This is a genomic window from Brasilonema angustatum, assembly GCF_059505445.1.
Map to the genome: position 1 here is coordinate 95,427 of NZ_JCACKO010000132.1, position 17,319 is coordinate 112,745.

A 17,319-nucleotide genomic window follows, 5' to 3' on the forward strand; every position below is an offset into this window, starting at 1 on the left:
CGCAGTCGCCTAGGTCGGGAAAGCCGTCATTCGCGCTGCCTCACTCCCTCACTCACTCACTCCCTCTATCTCCCCATCACTCTATCTACTGATCACAGGTATGTCTCATCCTCTCTACGTCGCCTTCATTTGGCATCAACATCAGCCGCTGTACAAATCTCCCACCAAGGCGCAGTCTGGTTCTCAGTATTATCGTTTACCTTGGGTGCGTTTGCATGGTACAAAGGACTATCTCGATCTGATACTGATTTTAGAGCGCTATCCTCGGTTGCACCAAACAGTCAATTTGGTACCATCGCTAATATTGCAGCTTGAAGATTACATTGCTGGCACTGCTTTTGACCCTTATTTGGAACTTACCCTCAGACCAACTGAGCAACTTTCTGACCAGCACAAACAATTTATCATAGAGCATTTTTTTGACGCCAATCACCACAATCTGATTGACCCCCATCCCCGTTATGCCGAGTTGTATAACACAAGACAAGATAAAGGACAAGCTTGGTGTTTCACAAATTGGCAGCAGCAAGATTATAGTGATTTGTTAGCTTGGCACAATCTGGCGTGGATTGACCCTATGTTTTGGGATGACCCAGAAATTGCAGGTTGGTTAAACCAGGGTCGAAATTTTACTTTGGGCGATCGCCAGCGAATTTACTCAAAACAGCGAGAAATTCTTAGCCGGATAATACCACAACATCGGGCAATGCAGAATACAGGGCAGTTAGAAGTTACAATTTCGCCCTACACTCACCCCATCTTGCCTTTACTAGCCGATACTAACTCTGGTCGTGTTGCAGTGCCTAATATGACATTACCAGAATCTCGGTTTCAGTGGGTTCAAGACATTCCCCGGCATCTGCAAAAAGCTTGGGATTTATACATAGATAGATTTGGAACCACGCCACGTGGTTTGTGGCCCTCAGAACAATCAGTTAGCCCCGAGATATTGCCGGATATCATTCATCAAGGCTTTAAGTGGATTTGCTCAGATGAAGCAGTATTGGGCAGCACGCTGAAACAGTTTTTCCACCGCGATGGTGCGGGAAATGTCCAAAACCCCGAATTACTGTACAAACCATATCGCTTGCAAACACCAGCAGGTGACGTGTCTATTGTTTTTCGGGACCACAGATTATCAGATTTGATTGGCTTTACCTATGGTTCCATGCCACCCAAGCAAGCAGCCGCAGATCTTGTGGGACATCTGCAGGCGATCGCCCGAATGCAAAGAAACAGCCAAAGCGAACAACCTTGGTTAGTAACGATTGCCTTGGATGGTGAAAACTGCTGGGAATTTTATTCCCAAGATGGCAAACCTTTCTTAGACGCTTTGTATCAAAGCCTCAGCAACGAACAGCGTATAAAACTCGTTACCGTTTCAGAATTTCTTGAACAGTTTCCGCCAACAGCAACTATCCCAGGAGAGCAACTGCACAGTGGTTCTTGGGTAGATGGTAGCTTTACCACTTGGATCGGCGATCCTGCTAAAAATCGTGCTTGGGATTACTTAACCCAAGCCAGAACAACTTTAGCCAATCACCCAGAAGCAACAGAAGAAAACAACCCCGAAGCATGGGAAGCTTTGTATGCAGCAGAGGGTTCTGATTGGTTTTGGTGGTTCGGTGCGGGGCATTCCTCAAATCAGGATGCCATTTTTGACCAGTTGTTTCGAGAACATTTGTACGGGATATACAAGGCGTTAAATGAAGCGATACCACCGTATCTCCGCCAACCTGTAGAAGTTCATGAGGCGAGCGCTGATTATCGTCCAAAAAGCTTTATTCATCCAATTATAGATGGTAAAGGCGATGAGCAAGACTGGGACAAAGCCGGACGCATAGAACTTGGCGGCGCACGAGGAACAATGCACAACAGCAGTCCTATTCAACGGCTTTGGTACGGAGTGGACCACCGGAATTTCTATTTGCGCTTAGATTTCAAAACAGCGATTCAACTAGGGAAGGATGTGCCACCAGAATTGAATTTACTGTGGTATTATCCTGACAAAACGATGCACAACAGTCCTGTTCCCTTAGCACAAGTGCCGGATACATCTCCAATGAATTATCTGTTTCACCACCATTTGGAGATTAATTTGTTAACGCAATCGATTCAGTTTCAAGAAGCTGGCGAGCAGAATCAATGGTATCCGCGTGCTAGTCGTGCTCAAGTCGCTTTGAACAAATGTTTGGAATTGGCAGTTCCTTGGGCAGATTTGCAAATTTCGCCAGATTTTCCTTTGCGCTTGATTTTGGTGCTTTCCGAGGAAGGACGTTTCTGCGATTATCTCCCAGAAAATGCTTTGATTCCGATTGAAGTACCTTGAGTAAAAAAAGGGGTGTAGGGGTTCCTCTACACCCCTTTTTGTTGACTTGTGTTCGTGTAGCGTATCTACAACAGAACTTAGGCACGAACAACGTAACTATAGTCATTGCGACCGAACGGAAGCAATCACAACCCCCTCTTTTTCGTAGCGCGTGCGTAAGTCCTATGCAAGAGTTATTCTGCTGTATGTTTTGAAATATTAACTGATTTTAAAATAGGGAACAGGAAACAGTATTTTCATTCTTGGTTGTGGTATTTTCCCATGAATGACTGACTTGAAAAAGTCCTGACTAAAAGTCAATTTCTATAGGAATATATGGAGCTTGGATAGATTGCGATACGCCCTTGGCGTCTGCGCTCCGCGCAATCGCTTCTGGAGTGAGAAAAGTCTATTTACCAGAGGGAAGCGGTAGTTCGATATTTAATTTGTTCGCTATTTCCATAACATTGTTTGTAAAGTCTGTCATACCTGCGATCGGGGCAGCAATTACACTAGCAGCAGTTAGTAAAGCTAGTAGACGCTTTTTGAGTTTGGGTAAATTGCGTTCTTTTTCTGGCTTTTGAATTTCTGCTTCGACATCATCAATATCAATGATGATCTCGTTGCGTTCATCTGGCGGTAATTGGGCGACAGTTTGGCGCAGGTTGCTGATGATTTGCATTAGTTCTGTTACGCTTGCGCCGCTTGTTTGATTAAGATTGCTTACTGTAGCTTGGGCTTGGTTTTGAGCGACAAATCCAATAGTTGGATTTTTGAAGTCATTTTGGTTTTTATCACCTTGGATTTTATCACCTTGGATTTTATCACCTGCAACGTTATCGCCTTTGCCGTATTGATGGATGGTGTTAGACATAGTTTTTAGGGGTTTGTAATGGAGTTTTAGGAGTTGATGGGCTGGTAAAGCTTGCATGGCATAGGTTTGACCGTCTTCATCGCTAAATTCTACTTCGTATACGTCGGGGGCGAGGATTTCGACAATGGTTCCCACTTGACCAGCAAGGAGGTTATGTTCAGATAAGGGAGTTTTAAGAGCAACAATATCTAATAAATTGAATTTGTTTGGAGTTGCAAGCATGGGCATTACTTCAAAATATAGCAAGTAACGAGACGGGGAAAATCTTCATCCTGTTTTATTGCCTTTTACGTTATCGCCTGCAAAATTATCGCCTTCTCCATGTTGGTTAATGGTTTTAGAACGGCGATCGCTAACATTAACATGAACTGTAAGAGGTGAGTCGTCTCCTTCTATAAATTGATCGCCTTTTGACTTTCTTTGACGTATTCCAATGTCTTCATAGCCATCTAAAAGTTGACGCAAATCTAGTTTTAATCTTAGTTTGCCGATTGTGATTGTGCTTTCACCCATTGATTCGAGTCCGAGGAGTTCTTGGTAGTCAAGGGGTGGATGTTTGGGGTGATTGGGGACGGGAACCCATTCGGTGATTTCGAGATTGGGAAGACTTTTGTGGATTTTTTGGAAGACATCGCGGAGAATGCCGAGAAATAAGCGCCGGGTTTCTTGGCGTCCGCGAATGGTGATGAAGATTTTTTTGTCTTCGGGATCGGCTTTGATGCGAGCGATGTTGTAGATTTCGTTGTTTTCTTGATATTGCAGCATTACGCCACTGCGCCAATAGATTTGCTTATAAATTTTTTCGTGGGTGATGACGATGAAGCGGGAGATGATGCTTTCGGGGAGAACTTTGTAATGGTATTGAAATTCCAGGGTTTCGCCGTGGAGTTGTGTTTCGTCTGGTTGGTCTTTGGGCAGAAGTCCTGGAATCAAAAATTGTGGTGGTTGACATTCTAGTGCAAAGCAAAGCTCAAATTCTTTCATCAGCCCGATTAGATACTCGTGACGCTTGGTGGGGTATCGCTCTGGATTGAGGATGCGAGTGAGATCGGCGGGGATAAAAATGCCTTTGGTTTCAGTTTTGAGGTTTTCATTGCTCAGGAGCGCGTAAATACCTTCTGTCACCCAGTTGGGTTTGAGGACGTTGGTATCTTTGAGGATGGGGTGATCGCGGAAGTTGAGAACTAAGCCGAGTCGATGCAGCAAGTCGATTAGTTGCTCTTGGTTTTGTTCTTCGGGAATCTCTTTTTGGTGGCAGATGCCGATGTAGCTGTTGTAGCTGATGAAGTCTTGGGGCATGGATTCAAGTTTTTGTTTAACCTCAAACCATGAGAGGGGTAAAAGGTCGTAGACTTCTTTGAGTTTGGCGATTTGCTGCAAAATTGCGGTGCGAAGTTCATCAATGCCGATATTGTCTTGGCAGGAGGTTTCGATAATCGCTTGGATGTTAGGATATTTTTCGCGTAATGCCTTGCGGTTGATGTCGAGGGGTTGTTCGTCTTTTTTGTTGCCAACGATAATTACCGGAGACTGTCCGCCGAAGCTTTCGATGAGTTTGAGCCAATATTCGATGCGGTTTTCTTCTTCGCTGGTGCGACAATTACAAACGAGGAGATAGAGGCTGCGCTTAGTCAGAAAAAACTGATGGGTGGCATGATAAATTTCTTGTCCGCCAAAGTCCCAAACATTCAGGCGGATATCTTTGCTATTGACCTGCACGTTCCAAGTTTGTACATTGAGTCCGTCGGTTTGGGGTTGATTTTTGTCATATTTATTGCGGATTAGTCGCTCGATCAGGGATGTTTTGCCGACGCTACCTTGTCCGATGAGCAAGAGTTTGGCTTCGTGTAATGGTCGAGTTTCACTTGTGCTAATTTGTCTCAAGTAATTCAAAATCTCTTTTGCATCTTTTGAATTAAGAATTTCTAATGGAATATTGGTAATTAAATTGTTATCAAGTTGAAGCTGCGTCAGATTGGTTAAATTAGCGAGCGCCTCTGGAATCTGGGTTATTTGGTTGTTATAGAGGCGAAGCAGCGTCAGATTGGTTAAATTAGCGAGTGCTTCTGGAATCTCGGTTATTTGGTTGCAACTGAGATCAAGCAGCGTCAGATTGATTAATTTAGCGAGCGCCTCTGGAATCTGGGTTATTTGGTTGCAACTGAGATCAAGCAGCGTCAGATTGGTTAATTGTGCGATCGCCTCTAGAATCTGGGTTATTTGGTTGCCATTGAGGTGAAGCTCCCTCAGATTGGTTAATTGTGCGATCGCCTCTGGAATCTCGGTTATTTGGTTGACATTGAGGACAAGCTCCCTCAGATTGGTTAATTTAGCCAGCGCCTCTGGAATCTGGGTTATTTGGTTGCAACTGAGGTGAAGCTGCGTCAGATTGGTTAATTTAGCCAGCGCCTCTGGAATCTGGGTTATTTGGTTGTAACTGAGGTTAAGCTGCGTCAGATTGGTTAATTGCGCGATCGCCTCTGGAATCTGGGTTATTTGGTTGTAACTGAGGTTAAGCTGCGTCAGATTGGTTAATTGCGCGATCGCCTCTGGAATCTGGGTTATTTTGTTGCGACTGAGGTGAAGCTGCGTCAGATTGGTTAATTGCGCGAGCGCCTCTGGAATCTGGGTTATTTGGTTGTAACTGAGGTTAAGCTGCGTCAGATTGGTTAATTGCGCGATCGCCTCTGGAATCTGGGTTATTTTGTTGCGACTGAGGTGAAGCTGCGTCAGATTGGTTAATTGCGCGATCGCCTCTGGAATCTGGGTTATTTGGTTGTCACTGAGGTGAAGCTGCGTCAGATTGGTTAATTTAGCCAGCGCCTCTGGAATCTGGGTTATTTGGTTGTCACTGAGGTGAAGCTGCGTCAGATTGGTTAATTGTGCGATCGCTTCAGGTATTTCAGTTAGCTCTACTCGAATTAAGATAAGTTCCTCTAAATGTAGTATTTGCGTTACCACATCGGGAATGCTCTCTAAAGGATTGCCACTAATATCCAACTTACGCAAATTAGGCAAATCCAATAGTTCGAGTGGAAGCGTTTTTAAATTGTTGCCCGAAACCTTTCGGAGAACGCGGTTTCCTACTTCTTCATAACCTTCAACCTTCTTTCCCAAAATCAAAAACTCAAGTTGCTGCAACTTACCAATTTCTACAGGTAACTCAGTCAACTCCTGCCCCGACAAGTCTAACTCTTGCCAACCCTCAGCCACGGCGCGATCTATCAGTACCAACAACTCATCCTGCGTCATAATTCCAAGGAAAAGGGTAAAAGGAAAAAAGATTGATGAAGATTATTTTAATGGAGTTTTTAGTGGGTTATGAACTTTCAGTTCAGCACTAATGATGAAAATAACTACACTTTAAGTAAGTATATCAACATAAAAAAACATAAAATACGATTCTTGCGATTGCTGAGTTCCAAGGGGACACACTTCGACAAAGCTCAGTGACCACGCTGCACGTTCGCTCGATTCGTGCGCTTTGCTTGCACTTACGCTTCACTGCGTTCCGTATGCCCTATGGCTAACGCCACGGCTGCGCCTAACGGGCACGCTGCGCGTTCGCTCGATTCGTGCGCTTGCGCTTACGCAATGACAAAATACGTTTTTATACCACATCCTGGTCAATGACCCCCTTTTCCATTAGTCCGCGTAGGCGGACTTTGTCTGTATAGCCGCGACTTCTAGTCGCCAGGATTAAAAGAGGGTTATAAAAGCGGATTTAGTATTACACATTTAGGATGCTCCCCACCTTGCTTATTTTTGCTTTTATGACAGTCTCAGCTTTTTTTGTGCCTTTTTCAACTTGTCGAACTCACGTTATTTTACGTTTTTCAATGTTGCTCTACTTATATAGCTGCAAAGCATAGCAGCTTGTGATATTAAGTTATTAATAAACTTCTCTATGTAGATATGCGTATAACTATGTTTTCCAAACAAAGATGAATTTTGTTTAAACAAATCCCCGTAGTACTGATACCAATACGTGAAATTATCATAACAAAAAATATTACGATTTTATTGACATTTTGTATAATAAGAGTAAGGATGAATCATCATGAAAATTTTAAGGAATAACTTAAGCGTAATTTATCACGCAGTCGTGCCTACCAATGATGATCTGCTGCCTTAATCCTGATTGTTCAAATCCCCTGAATGCCAGTGGAAAAAAGTTTTGCAGAACGTGCAGCACTCCACTGTTACCATTGCTACGAAATCGCTTTCATATTATTAAAGTTCTTTCTGACGAGGGCGGATTTGGTAGAACTTATTTAGCAGAAGATGTAGATAAATTAAATGAACTATGTGTGCTCAAGCAGTTAGCACCAAGAATCCAGGGAACCTGGGCACTCAAAAAAGCAATAGAATTGTTTGAAAAAGAAGCTCAGCGGCTACAAGAACTTGGAACACATCCTCAAATACCAACGCTTTTGGCTTACTTTGAACAAGATAAATATCTGTATTTGGTACAGCAGTTTATTGATGGTCAAAATTTGTTGACGGAATTGCAACAAAAGAAGAAGTATAACTGTAATGAAATTAAGAAAATTTTGCTAGATTTACTGCCTGTTCTCAAGTTTATCCATGAGCAAGGAGTGATTCATCGAGATATCAAGCCACAAAATATTATTCGCTGTCAAGCTTCTTTATCCTCAAAAACAACGGTTTCGGGAATAGGCAAAAATTTAGTTCTGATTGATTTTGGTTCTGCAAAGCAGTTGACAGCACAAGCACAGATGAAAATCGGGACTTCGATTGGTTCACAAGGTTATTCCCCGATTGAACAAATTAGGGACGGTGCTGCTTATCCAGCCAGTGATTTGTTTGCTCTTGGGGCTACCTGCTTTCATTTACTAACTGGAGTTTCGCCCTTTAAGTTATGGACAGAACATGGATATAGCTGGGTCAAAGATTGGCAACAGTACCTGAGATATCCAATCACTGAAGAATTAACAGAGGTTCTCGACAAGCTATTGCAAAAAGACATAGAGCATCGCTATCAATCAGCTCATCAAGTTCTTGCTGATTTGCTCATCAAGCAGCAAAGACAATCACCATCAACAGCCGTAACTCAAATAAAGCACATTAGAAAATTCTCAATTACTCAACTGCAATCCATATCAAAACCATATCTATCGTTGAGAAATTTGCTATTAACTGGGAGTGCAATTATACTATTTGGAACTGGAGAATTTTGGTATCGACAATTCCATTGGCTAGAAATGAGAATCTCCGCTAGCTTGAGTCAGCAAAACAGTAGCACGACAAATCGAGAAATGATTTTTTCTCATAGTACACAGTCGGCTCCTTTAGAAAACTTTTTATTAGCCTCAACAGTCAAAGGATATACCAACTCAATTTTATCCGTCGCTATTAGCCCAGATAACAAAGCAATTGCAAGTAATAGCGATGATACTATTAAACTGTTGAGTTTGGTCACGGGACAAGAAATCTCCACTCTTAGCGGTCATACCAACACAGTTAATTTCATAACTTTCAGTCCAGACGGACACATTAGCGCGAGTGCTAGTGAAGATAAAACTATAAAAATTTGGAATCTGGCAACTGGACAACAAATCCGCACTATGTACGGGCATACTCACTCAGTCAATACCCTTGCTTTTAGTCATGATAGTAAGATACTTGCTGATGGCAGTGATGACAACACAATTAAAATTTGGAATTTGGCAACAGCAGATGAAATACGTACACTCAGAGGACATTCTAGTTCAGTTCGCTCTGTAGCGTTTAGTCCTAACGACAATACCCTTGCCAGTGGTAGCTTTGACAAAACTATTAAACTTTGGAATTTGGCAACAGGACAGCAAATACGCACACTTGAAGGTCATTCTGGCAAAGTGACTTCTGTGGCGTTTAGTCCTGATGGTAGAATACTTGCTAGTGGCAGTTTTGATAAGACGATCAAACTGTGGAATTCGGCAACAGGTCAGCAAATCCGCACACTTGAAGGTCATTCTGGCAAAGTGACCTGTGTTGCGTTTAGTCCTGATGGTAGAATACTTGCCAGTGGCAGTTTTGATAAGACTATCAAACTGTGGAACTTGGCAACAGGACAGCAAATCCGCACACTTGAAGGTCATTCGGACGGGATTCAATCTCTCGCCTTTAGTTCAGATGGAAAAACTCTTGTCACCGGAGGTAACGATAAAACTATTAGGATTTGGCAAACGTCTCTTTAAAGAAGAATTCTAATGTGACAATTTAGCAAGTGAGAATAATCTTTTTGGTTGAGGATTCCAACCCTTCCCAATTGAAGATGACTCTACGGGAAAGCCTAAGACAGGGCGTGGAAAATGTCGGTGCAACACTGCTTTGCTGATCGTACATTCGTCATTTTGAATCCTGAGTGGGGATTTCTGACAACTTTGTGATCACAAATCTGGAATATTATCGCTTCAATCAGTAAATAAACATATTCCCACAAAAGAATCATGCTCTTTATTTCACAAAGATAGCAATATGAGAGCAGCACAACTTTAGATTTTGCAAGGGTTCTGTGAACATGACTGATTCAAAAGTTAAAGTGTTGGCGAGTGTGGCGATCGCACTTTTAGGATTTGGCTGTATTTGGTATTTGGAATCTTCGCCTGCTGCTACTACTAGTGCATCTTCTCACGAGAGTGAACCTCAAACAACACCCTTGGAAAAATTTTCTGAAGCATTTACCCTTCGCGGACACTCAGACTCAATTTTAGCTGTTGCTGTTAGCCCTGATGGACACACTCTTGTCAGTGTCAGTGGAGACAAGACTATCAAACTGTGGAATCTGGATACAGGCAAGGAAATCCGGACTCTAGTAGGGCATTCTGATTGGGTGAATTCAGTTGCATTTAGTCCTGATGGAAAGACTCTTGTAAGTGCAAGTACTGACCGAACTATCAAAGTGTGGAATGTGGATACAGGAAAAGAAATCCGGACTCTGACTGGACATTTAGCTTCAGTTCAAACTGTTGCTATTAGCCCTGATGGTTCAATACTTGCTAGTGGTAGTTGGGATCAAACTATTAAATTGTGGAAATTGGCTACCGGTAAAATCATTCGTACGCTCAAAAGTAGTTGTGACGTAGTTAACACCGTTGCGTTTAGCCCAAATGGAAAGACTCTTGCTAGTGGTAACTATTTTGACAGCAGCATTAATTTATGGGATGTAGCCACAGGAAAAGAAACTAAAACCCTCAGAGGTCACTCTGAGGCTGTTTCCTCTCTCACCTTCAGCCCAGATGGAAAAACCCTCATAAGTGGTAGTTGGGACAAGACAATCAAATTGTGGGAAATCGCTACACAAAAAGAAATCAACACCCTTGCAGGACATGCTAGTAAGGTTTTATCTGTCGCTATCAGCCCAGATGGGAAAACCATTGCCAGCAGTAGTTGGGACAAAACTATTAAACTTTGGAATGTAGCCATGGGAAACCAAATAGCCACCTTGACGGGGCATACCAACAGAGTTTGGTCTGTAGCGTTTAGTCCAGATGGTAAGACCCTTGTTAGTGGTAGTTTTGATAAGACGATTAAGGTTTGGCACTTTGCGTCAAGATGATGAATCACTGGAGTTTACACTAAATGCAAGCACTCGCAACATAACACCTAGAGACTCAGTCGATTTTGGATTTTAGATTTTAGATTTTAGATTTTGGATTAGTTCGACAGGATTTATCCGGGGGCTTCTACCCTGTGCGGAATTAACGGTCACGGAGAAAAAGTTATAGTATGTGAAAAAACAAAAAGTATGTGCACTACTGCAAGCACAAACAACGAACTCAGTCAGATATTGTTCGCAAAAGCTTATTAACGCTTTGTTTGATTGCCAATAAATTAGTCGCCTCGTGTTACCTCCCAGAAAATTTGCACTACGTACCCGTTCATTTGGGAGTTCCACTTTTTTAGCCTGTATATTTAGCTTTGGACTAGCTTTGGGTAAGTATTACACAATGGTTCCAATTACTCTACATAAAACTATCCGCTCTAGTTTTAGGTCAGTTGACCTAGAACTAGAGCGGTGTAGCGGGTCTTCAAGTTGCAACCAGACTGCCGGAAGGGACTCCAAGCTAGCCTAGCCAATTAGTTAATCTAAGTCTTAATTAAAGACTAGAGCTAACTGCTAGAGAACAGCCCCGGCACACAGCCGGCTAACTGCAACTTGATGACCCATAATTGTACTACTTTCTATCATGGGCATCACCTCCTTGTTGCCTAAGCGGTCTTAGTATCAAAAAGGCGGAGTTTTTAGCTCCGGGTTATTCACCTTTATTCAATATAACACAACTTTCTCCCACAATGAAAATATCCTTGATTCTTTATCTAAATTTCAATGATAAAATCCGACAGATCTTCCAACCAGATTCCTGAAACAGCCCTCTCGGTCGCTGGTTTAACTGATTACATCCGCTTTTTATTAGAACAAGACGAACAATTGCAACGAGTTTGGGTGACTGGAGAAGTTTCCAGCGCCAGCCAGCATCGCAGTGGGTTATTTTTTACGCTACAAGATCCTGATGGTGGTGCTGCAATTAAGTGTGTGGTGTGGAATAGTCAATTGACAAAACTGGCACAAATGCCTGTTCGAGGTGAGCAGTTAATTATTTTAGGTAGTATAAGGCTTTATCCTCAAAGGGGAGAGTATCAGCTTTCTGTTTGGCAAGCTTTGCCAGCTGGCGTTGGTTTACAAGCGCTACGTTATCAGCAACTGCGAAAACGGTTGCAGGCTGAGGGGTTATTTGATTCCCAAACAAAGCGATCGCTTCCTCATAATCCCCAAACAATCGCTGTTGTCACCTCACCCACGGCTGCTGCTTGGGGCGATATTCAAAAAACTCTCAAACAAAGGTATCCTGGTTTATACGTTCTCTTTTCTCCTGCTACAGTCCAAGGTGAGCAAGCCCCAGAATCTATAGTGAATGCTATTCGACGAGTGGAGATGGATGGACGTGCTGAGGTGCTACTTTTAGCAAGGGGTGGTGGTGCAGTTGAGGAATTAGCTTGCTTTAATGATGAACGAGTCGTGCGAGCAGTTGCTTGTTGTTCCATTCCGGTAATTACTGGGATTGGTCATCAAAGGGATGAGTCTTTGGTAGATTTAGTGGCAGATGCTGCAGTGCATACACCGACAGCTGCGGCGGAGTTGGTTGTTCCAGCACTGGCAGAATTATATACTCAGCATCAGCAACGAGTTGTTGCTTTACACCAAAGCGTGTCTTTTTGTTTGGAAACAGCACAAAACAAACTGCAAGAAAAGCGAAACCGTCTGCGGCGCTTACGGTTAGATCGACAAGTGCAGCAGGAAATACAGGAACTCAGTTGGAAGCGTCAGCAATTGGTGCGTGCGACAACAACGCAATTACACCAAGCAACGCAGCATATAGAAATGTTGCGCCAAAAGTTAACTACTCTTGATCCTAAAGCTGTTTTACAACGTGGTTATGCGGTGGTGCGTCAGCAAAATGGTGCGATCGCTCGTTCTGCTGCTGAGTTAAGTGTGGGAGAGGAGTTGTTGGTTCAGTTGGGTCAAGGTGATATTAAAGTTAAAGTTACGGAAAAACCAGGAACAGTTAACAATTAAATTTTGAGCTTAGTAGCGTATTGATGAAAGCAGCAAAACACGTCGTATTTCACTCTGGAAGTTCTGTTGGTTTGGAAATGTAAGCACAAAAGGAGGGCGTACACAGATGGGGAAAGGGAGGTTAGAAGCATTCAGCGATGGCGTGATAGCCATCTTGATCACCATTATGGTGTTGGAAATGAAAGTGCCGCATGGGTATGATTTAAAGGCGTTGCGTCCGCTGATCCCGGTATTTTTAAGCTATGTGCTTAGTTTTATTTATCTTGGCATTTATTGGAACAACCATCATCACCTGTTACAGGCAGTCAGACATGTAAATGGTTCTATCCTTTGGGCTAATCTGCATCTGCTGTTCTGGTTGTCGCTAATTCCTTTTGTCACTGGGTGGATGGGCGAGAACCATTTCGCCGCTATACCAGTTGCCCTTTATGGTACGGTATTGTTGTTTGCTGCGTTAGCTTACATAATTTTGACCCGTACTCTGATTGGTCATCATGGCAGAGATTCCACTTTGGCGATCGCACTCGGTCGAGACTTGAAGGGCAAAGTATCACTAGTGTTTTATGCCCTGGCAATTCCACTTGCTTTTGTCAATTCATGGTTTGCCTGTTTGTTATACATTCTAGTCGCAGTCATGTGGCTCATTCCCGACCGTCGTATTGAGAAGACTCTGATTCCCTGAAGAGTGCAATCGCCCCAAAGGGGCGGGCGCTCTGCGCCATTGCCATCGCCACAATAGAAAGAGGATGCGGAGAGTTTTTATGAATCAAGGTTGGAATTACGAAGCTAAAGTTGCTGAAATACAGAGAATTATTGCTCGCATTGAGACGGGTGATTTGGAATTAGAAGAAGTGTTTGAGCAATTTGCAGCGGCTGTTGAGTCTTTGCGCCAATGTGAGGGTTTTTTGCAGGATCGACAGCAAAAGGTGGATTTGTTAATTGAAACTTTGAAGGATGAATAGTTCTTTGTTGTGTGTTTTTAATAATTATTACTAAAAACTAACGACTTTCTATATCTTTTTAAGTGAGTTTTACAAACTTTTATTTCTGAAATCATTGCCTACAGGTAGTTTGGAAAATTAGCTGTTCATAAAACTACTGGACTTATTGAGAATAAAGTTAATGAAATGTTAATTAGGTCAATTGTTGACTTGATTCTCAACTATGCGGAAAGTTGATCGTTACCTTAATTTCAAAAAACTTTGCCTCATAAGCGTTTTGGCTCCCGATTCTCGTCGAACTCACGTACTATTACCTTGGGGAACGGCACGAGCAGACTGAAAAAATCGTGCTGAGGTATTAGGTAGCACCACCGAAGATGATCCAGTGCAAAACTTAATCCGAAGTTTGCTAACTTGGCGCACTATCTTACCTCGTTTGACCAGTGACGAGGTGACTGAAGCATTTGTTAAACAAAGTGCTGAGGCGTGGGTGTTGCGAACTCATCAGGTTGGTGGTTTCGATCCTGATACTGAACCTGTTGCTTTGATGACGCTGTAGTTGAATTTCTAAAAAATTAACTTGTCCTAAACCAAACGAGTATAAATCGTGAACTGCTACTGAATTCGCCCAGATGCAACATCCGAGCCACTGCTATTTACTATTGATCTAACCAGTTAAGCAGCCCAAGTGAAGTCATACTTCCGAAAAAGTGAGCACCAATCAGGTTGACGTTTGTCAAAACTACAAAAAGATCTAGGGGACGAATGACATTTTCAGGTCTATAGACTGCCACTCCTTGAGGCAGAGCTAGCGATTTCGATAGTACAGCAATAACGGTCACTTCAGATGCCAGAAAAGCTAACAATAGCCCTATCAAACTGACAATTAACCCAGTTTGTAATACTTGAATTACGTCCTCTTTCTTTGGATATAATTCACGATTAGGTGACTGTAAAAGTTTGTCTAAACGCCTATAGCGGAAAACCCAATAAAGCCTGAAACACAGCACTAAAATTCCAATAATACCTAAAAAGACTCCAAACCCCATGACCGAATTAGTCGTTGTTTGGACAGTGGAACTACGGCTAAATATAGCTAACAACAAAGCCAAGCTAGAAACAGCGCCTAGTGCTAACTGTACCCAGAAGCTAATCGGTCTTACTACGCCGAAGGTGGCTGCAAATCGTTGTTTAGTCGGTGCAGGTAGGTATGAATTTAAGTCATTTGACATATTCATTCTCCTTAAATTTAGTAGGCAAAAGTGGAAAGCTAGTATTTATTCAAAAAATATAGGTTAAAAACTTGATAAATATATAGTTTGCTAACAGCCAATGCAGCGCATCCTGTCTAGGTATCAAATATTAACCTAAGTTAAGTCAGTCTATAGAAGGATGTAGCGAGCAGACATTTTTTTATAGTAGGTAGTAATCAATTTAGACAGCAGACACGCGATGCCAATCTGAAGGCGCTCGCGGTCACCTTCGGGTTCATCGACCAAACGATCAGTAACACTGAGGGCGCGAAACGGTAGTCTGACCCAACGGGAAGGGAGCCAGACCATGATCCGCAACACAATTTATCCGAGATTTCGTCCCTTCAGCAGACAAGAGAGAAGTTGCCAATTTCATCTTGGTCTGGCAGTCGGGGAATTTTCACTTGTTTGTTAGCTTCAATCGCAAGTCCTAACAAGGTTTTGAGGGTGTGAAGAGGATTGCGCTTAGCAGCCAAGCCATGTAGAAACAGCAAAGATGGTCGTCGCCACTTTAAAAAGCTCCGATATTGTACGATTTTATACAGATACTCAAGAAAGTCGTGCTTTTTTTATTCTCTGATTATATAAAATTCAGAACCTGTAAATCGTTTCGGTTTATCCAATCTCGGTTTGAGCACAACTGGTCAACTTGCCTATTGAAATCTAAAAACAGATGAGATTGGTACCAAATCAGCATAAACTTTTTTTTGGTGGTAAAGCTAACAAAAGAGGTTGCTGTGGCTAAATTCCTATTCGTAACTGATTTAGACAATACTCTTGTAGGTGACGACAACGCGCTGCTTGAACTGAAGGATCGCCTAGAACAGTCACGCCAAGAGTACGGTAGTAAGATTGTTTATGCCACAGGGCGATCGCCCGTTCTTTACCAACAGATCAAAGATGAAAAAAATCTTTTAGAACCCGATGCCCTGATTCTATCTGTAGGAACAGAAATTTATCTTGACGGCAGTGATACTCCTGATTCAGAATGGTCAGAAAAAATTTCATCAGGTTGGAACCGTGACATTATAGTGTCAACGACGACTGCTTTTCCTGAGTTAGTTCCGCAACCTGACTCAGAACAGGGTTCTTTCAAGGTGAGTTTTTTCCTTCAAGAAGACTCAGCAGCAAAGGTTTTACCCCAACTGGAGTCAGAGTTGCAAAAATCTGGTTTAGACGTAAATTTAATCTATAGTAGCGGTATAGACCTTGACATTGTACCTTCTGGAAGCGATAAAGGACAGGCAGTACAGTTTCTCCGCCAAAAGTGGAAATTTGTAGCAGAGGTAACGGTTGTTTGTGGCGATTCTGGTAATGATATTGCTTTATTCTCTGTTGGCAGTGAAAGAGGAATTATTGTCGGAAATGCTCGCCCAGAGCTACTCCAATGGTATAACCAACATCCTGCCGACTATCGTTACCTGGCAACAAATTTTTGTGCCGGTGGAATACTGGAAGGTTTAAAACACTTTGGTTTCTTAGAATGATTAGCTATCTCAAAGGCATTGTTGCTGCTATCCAAAACAATAGTGTTCACCGCCATACTCTGACTCTGGAAGTCAATGGTATTGGGTATGATTTGCAAATCCCTGCACGACTGGCACAGCAGTTGCCAAATACTGGAGGTGAAGTGCAGATTTTTACCCATTATCAAATTCGAGAAGAGGTACCATTGCTTTATGGCTTTGGTTCACCGGGGGAACGAGATGTGTTTCGCCACTTGTTAGGTGTTAGTGGTGTTGGTGCAGCTATAGCGATCGCCCTGTTGGACACTTTGGAATTGCCAGAATTAGTGCAGACGATTATCACAGGTAATATTCAATTACTTATTCAAGCCCCTGGTGTTGGCAAAAAAACCGCAGAACGCATCTGTTTGGAACTCAAAGGCAAGTTAGTAGAGTGGCGTAAGACAGCAGGCTTCTTCGTCGCTACAGGCGGTCCAGCACCAGGTATTATCGAAGAAGTACAAATGACTCTCCTAGCATTGGGTTACACTGCCAATGAGGTGAGTCATGCCTTGCATGTCGTCAGTGAAGATATTGGACTTCCTAAAGATGCTTATGTGGAAGAGTGGATTAAACAGGCGATCGCTCATCTAAGCACTGAATATAGTCAGTAGTAGCCAACAGTATAAGAACATTTGTACTCTCTTATTATCAGGAGTATGCTGTAGAAATGATGGACAATCCTGATGCACACACCTGAGATTTGGACAGATTATGTCTGGACAGAAGATGAAACTGAAGCATACAGGAAATGCCAAGCCAAGGCTGAAGAAGCTACAGCCAATGGTGGAACGCCAGTAAAATTAGTAGCCATCATGAACTGCATACACCAGAACACATGAAAATTCATCTTTT

General features: G+C 42.6%; 14 protein-coding genes. 10 read left to right on the forward strand and 4 right to left on the reverse strand.

What is annotated here, in order from left to right:
• Positions 1-100 precede the first annotated feature (100 nt).
• On the forward strand, positions 101-2,329 hold the full coding sequence (locus AC5JM2_RS23140; protein ID WP_495837164.1) for a glycoside hydrolase family 57 protein: 2,229 nt from the start codon (positions 101-103) through the stop codon (positions 2,327-2,329).
• A 388-nt stretch (positions 2,330-2,717) separates the two neighbouring features.
• Here the strand turns inward: AC5JM2_RS23140 and AC5JM2_RS23145 are convergent, their stop codons facing one another.
• Positions 2,718-3,404: a DUF4926 domain-containing protein gene (locus tag AC5JM2_RS23145; protein ID WP_495837165.1), complete on the reverse strand. Its 687-nt coding sequence runs from the start codon at positions 3,402-3,404 to the stop codon at positions 2,718-2,720.
• A 45-nt stretch (positions 3,405-3,449) separates the two neighbouring features.
• Positions 3,450-6,434 (reverse strand): leucine-rich repeat domain-containing protein, encoded by a 2,985-nt coding sequence (locus tag AC5JM2_RS23150; RefSeq protein WP_495837166.1) that lies wholly within the window; start codon positions 6,432-6,434, stop codon positions 3,450-3,452.
• 866 nt (positions 6,435-7,300) lie between these two features.
• Between AC5JM2_RS23150 and AC5JM2_RS23155 the strand changes: the two genes are divergently transcribed.
• The 6 genes from AC5JM2_RS23155 to AC5JM2_RS23180 all read left to right on the forward strand — a co-directional run bounded on the left by AC5JM2_RS23155 (position 7,301) and on the right by AC5JM2_RS23180 (position 14,265).
• Positions 7,301-9,385, forward strand: coding sequence for a protein kinase domain-containing protein (locus AC5JM2_RS23155; RefSeq protein WP_495837233.1), 2,085 nt, complete (start codon positions 7,301-7,303; stop codon positions 9,383-9,385).
• Positions 9,386-9,708: 323 nt separating this feature from the next.
• A complete protein-coding gene (locus tag AC5JM2_RS23160; protein WP_495837167.1) occupies positions 9,709-10,746 on the forward strand; it encodes a WD40 repeat domain-containing protein in 1,038 nt (345 codons plus the stop codon).
• Positions 10,747-11,517: 771 nt separating this feature from the next.
• Complete coding sequence (xseA, locus tag AC5JM2_RS23165) at positions 11,518-12,765, forward strand: exodeoxyribonuclease VII large subunit (RefSeq protein ID WP_495837168.1); 1,248 nt, start codon at positions 11,518-11,520, stop codon at positions 12,763-12,765.
• A gap of 106 nt (positions 12,766-12,871) precedes the next feature.
• Positions 12,872-13,447: a TMEM175 family protein gene (locus tag AC5JM2_RS23170; protein ID WP_495837169.1), complete on the forward strand. Its 576-nt coding sequence runs from the start codon at positions 12,872-12,874 to the stop codon at positions 13,445-13,447.
• A gap of 79 nt (positions 13,448-13,526) precedes the next feature.
• Positions 13,527-13,727, forward strand: a complete 201-nt coding sequence (gene xseB, locus AC5JM2_RS23175) for an exodeoxyribonuclease VII small subunit (RefSeq protein WP_495837170.1) — start codon at positions 13,527-13,529, stop codon at positions 13,725-13,727.
• Positions 13,728-14,091: 364 nt separating this feature from the next.
• Positions 14,092-14,265, forward strand: coding sequence for a hypothetical protein (locus tag AC5JM2_RS23180; protein WP_495837171.1), 174 nt, complete (start codon positions 14,092-14,094; stop codon positions 14,263-14,265).
• A 100-nt stretch (positions 14,266-14,365) separates the two neighbouring features.
• On the opposite strand, the gene AC5JM2_RS23185 is transcribed toward AC5JM2_RS23180, so the two are convergent.
• Both AC5JM2_RS23185 and AC5JM2_RS23190 read right to left on the reverse strand, forming a co-directional pair.
• Complete coding sequence (locus tag AC5JM2_RS23185; protein WP_495837172.1) at positions 14,366-14,938, reverse strand: DUF3611 family protein; 573 nt, start codon at positions 14,936-14,938, stop codon at positions 14,366-14,368.
• A gap of 365 nt (positions 14,939-15,303) precedes the next feature.
• A complete protein-coding gene (locus AC5JM2_RS23190; protein WP_495837173.1) occupies positions 15,304-15,453 on the reverse strand; it encodes a hypothetical protein in 150 nt (49 codons plus the stop codon).
• 243 nt (positions 15,454-15,696) lie between these two features.
• On the opposite strand from AC5JM2_RS23190, the gene AC5JM2_RS23195 reads away from it, so the two are divergent.
• The 3 genes from AC5JM2_RS23195 (at position 15,697) to AC5JM2_RS23205 (ending at position 17,306) form a co-directional block, all read left to right on the forward strand.
• Positions 15,697-16,446 carry a sucrose-phosphate phosphatase gene (locus AC5JM2_RS23195; protein ID WP_495837174.1) on the forward strand — a complete coding sequence of 250 codons (750 nt, stop codon included), beginning with the start codon at positions 15,697-15,699 and terminating at the stop codon, positions 16,444-16,446.
• Positions 16,443-17,078 (forward strand): Holliday junction branch migration protein RuvA, encoded by a 636-nt coding sequence (gene ruvA / locus AC5JM2_RS23200; RefSeq protein ID WP_495837175.1) that lies wholly within the window; start codon positions 16,443-16,445, stop codon positions 17,076-17,078. The genes AC5JM2_RS23195 and ruvA overlap by 4 nt, the downstream gene beginning before the upstream one ends.
• Before the next feature lie 72 nt (positions 17,079-17,150).
• Positions 17,151-17,306 carry a hypothetical protein gene (locus AC5JM2_RS23205; RefSeq protein WP_495837176.1) on the forward strand — a complete coding sequence of 52 codons (156 nt, stop codon included), beginning with the start codon at positions 17,151-17,153 and terminating at the stop codon, positions 17,304-17,306.
• The last annotated feature ends 13 nt before the right edge of the window (positions 17,307-17,319 follow it).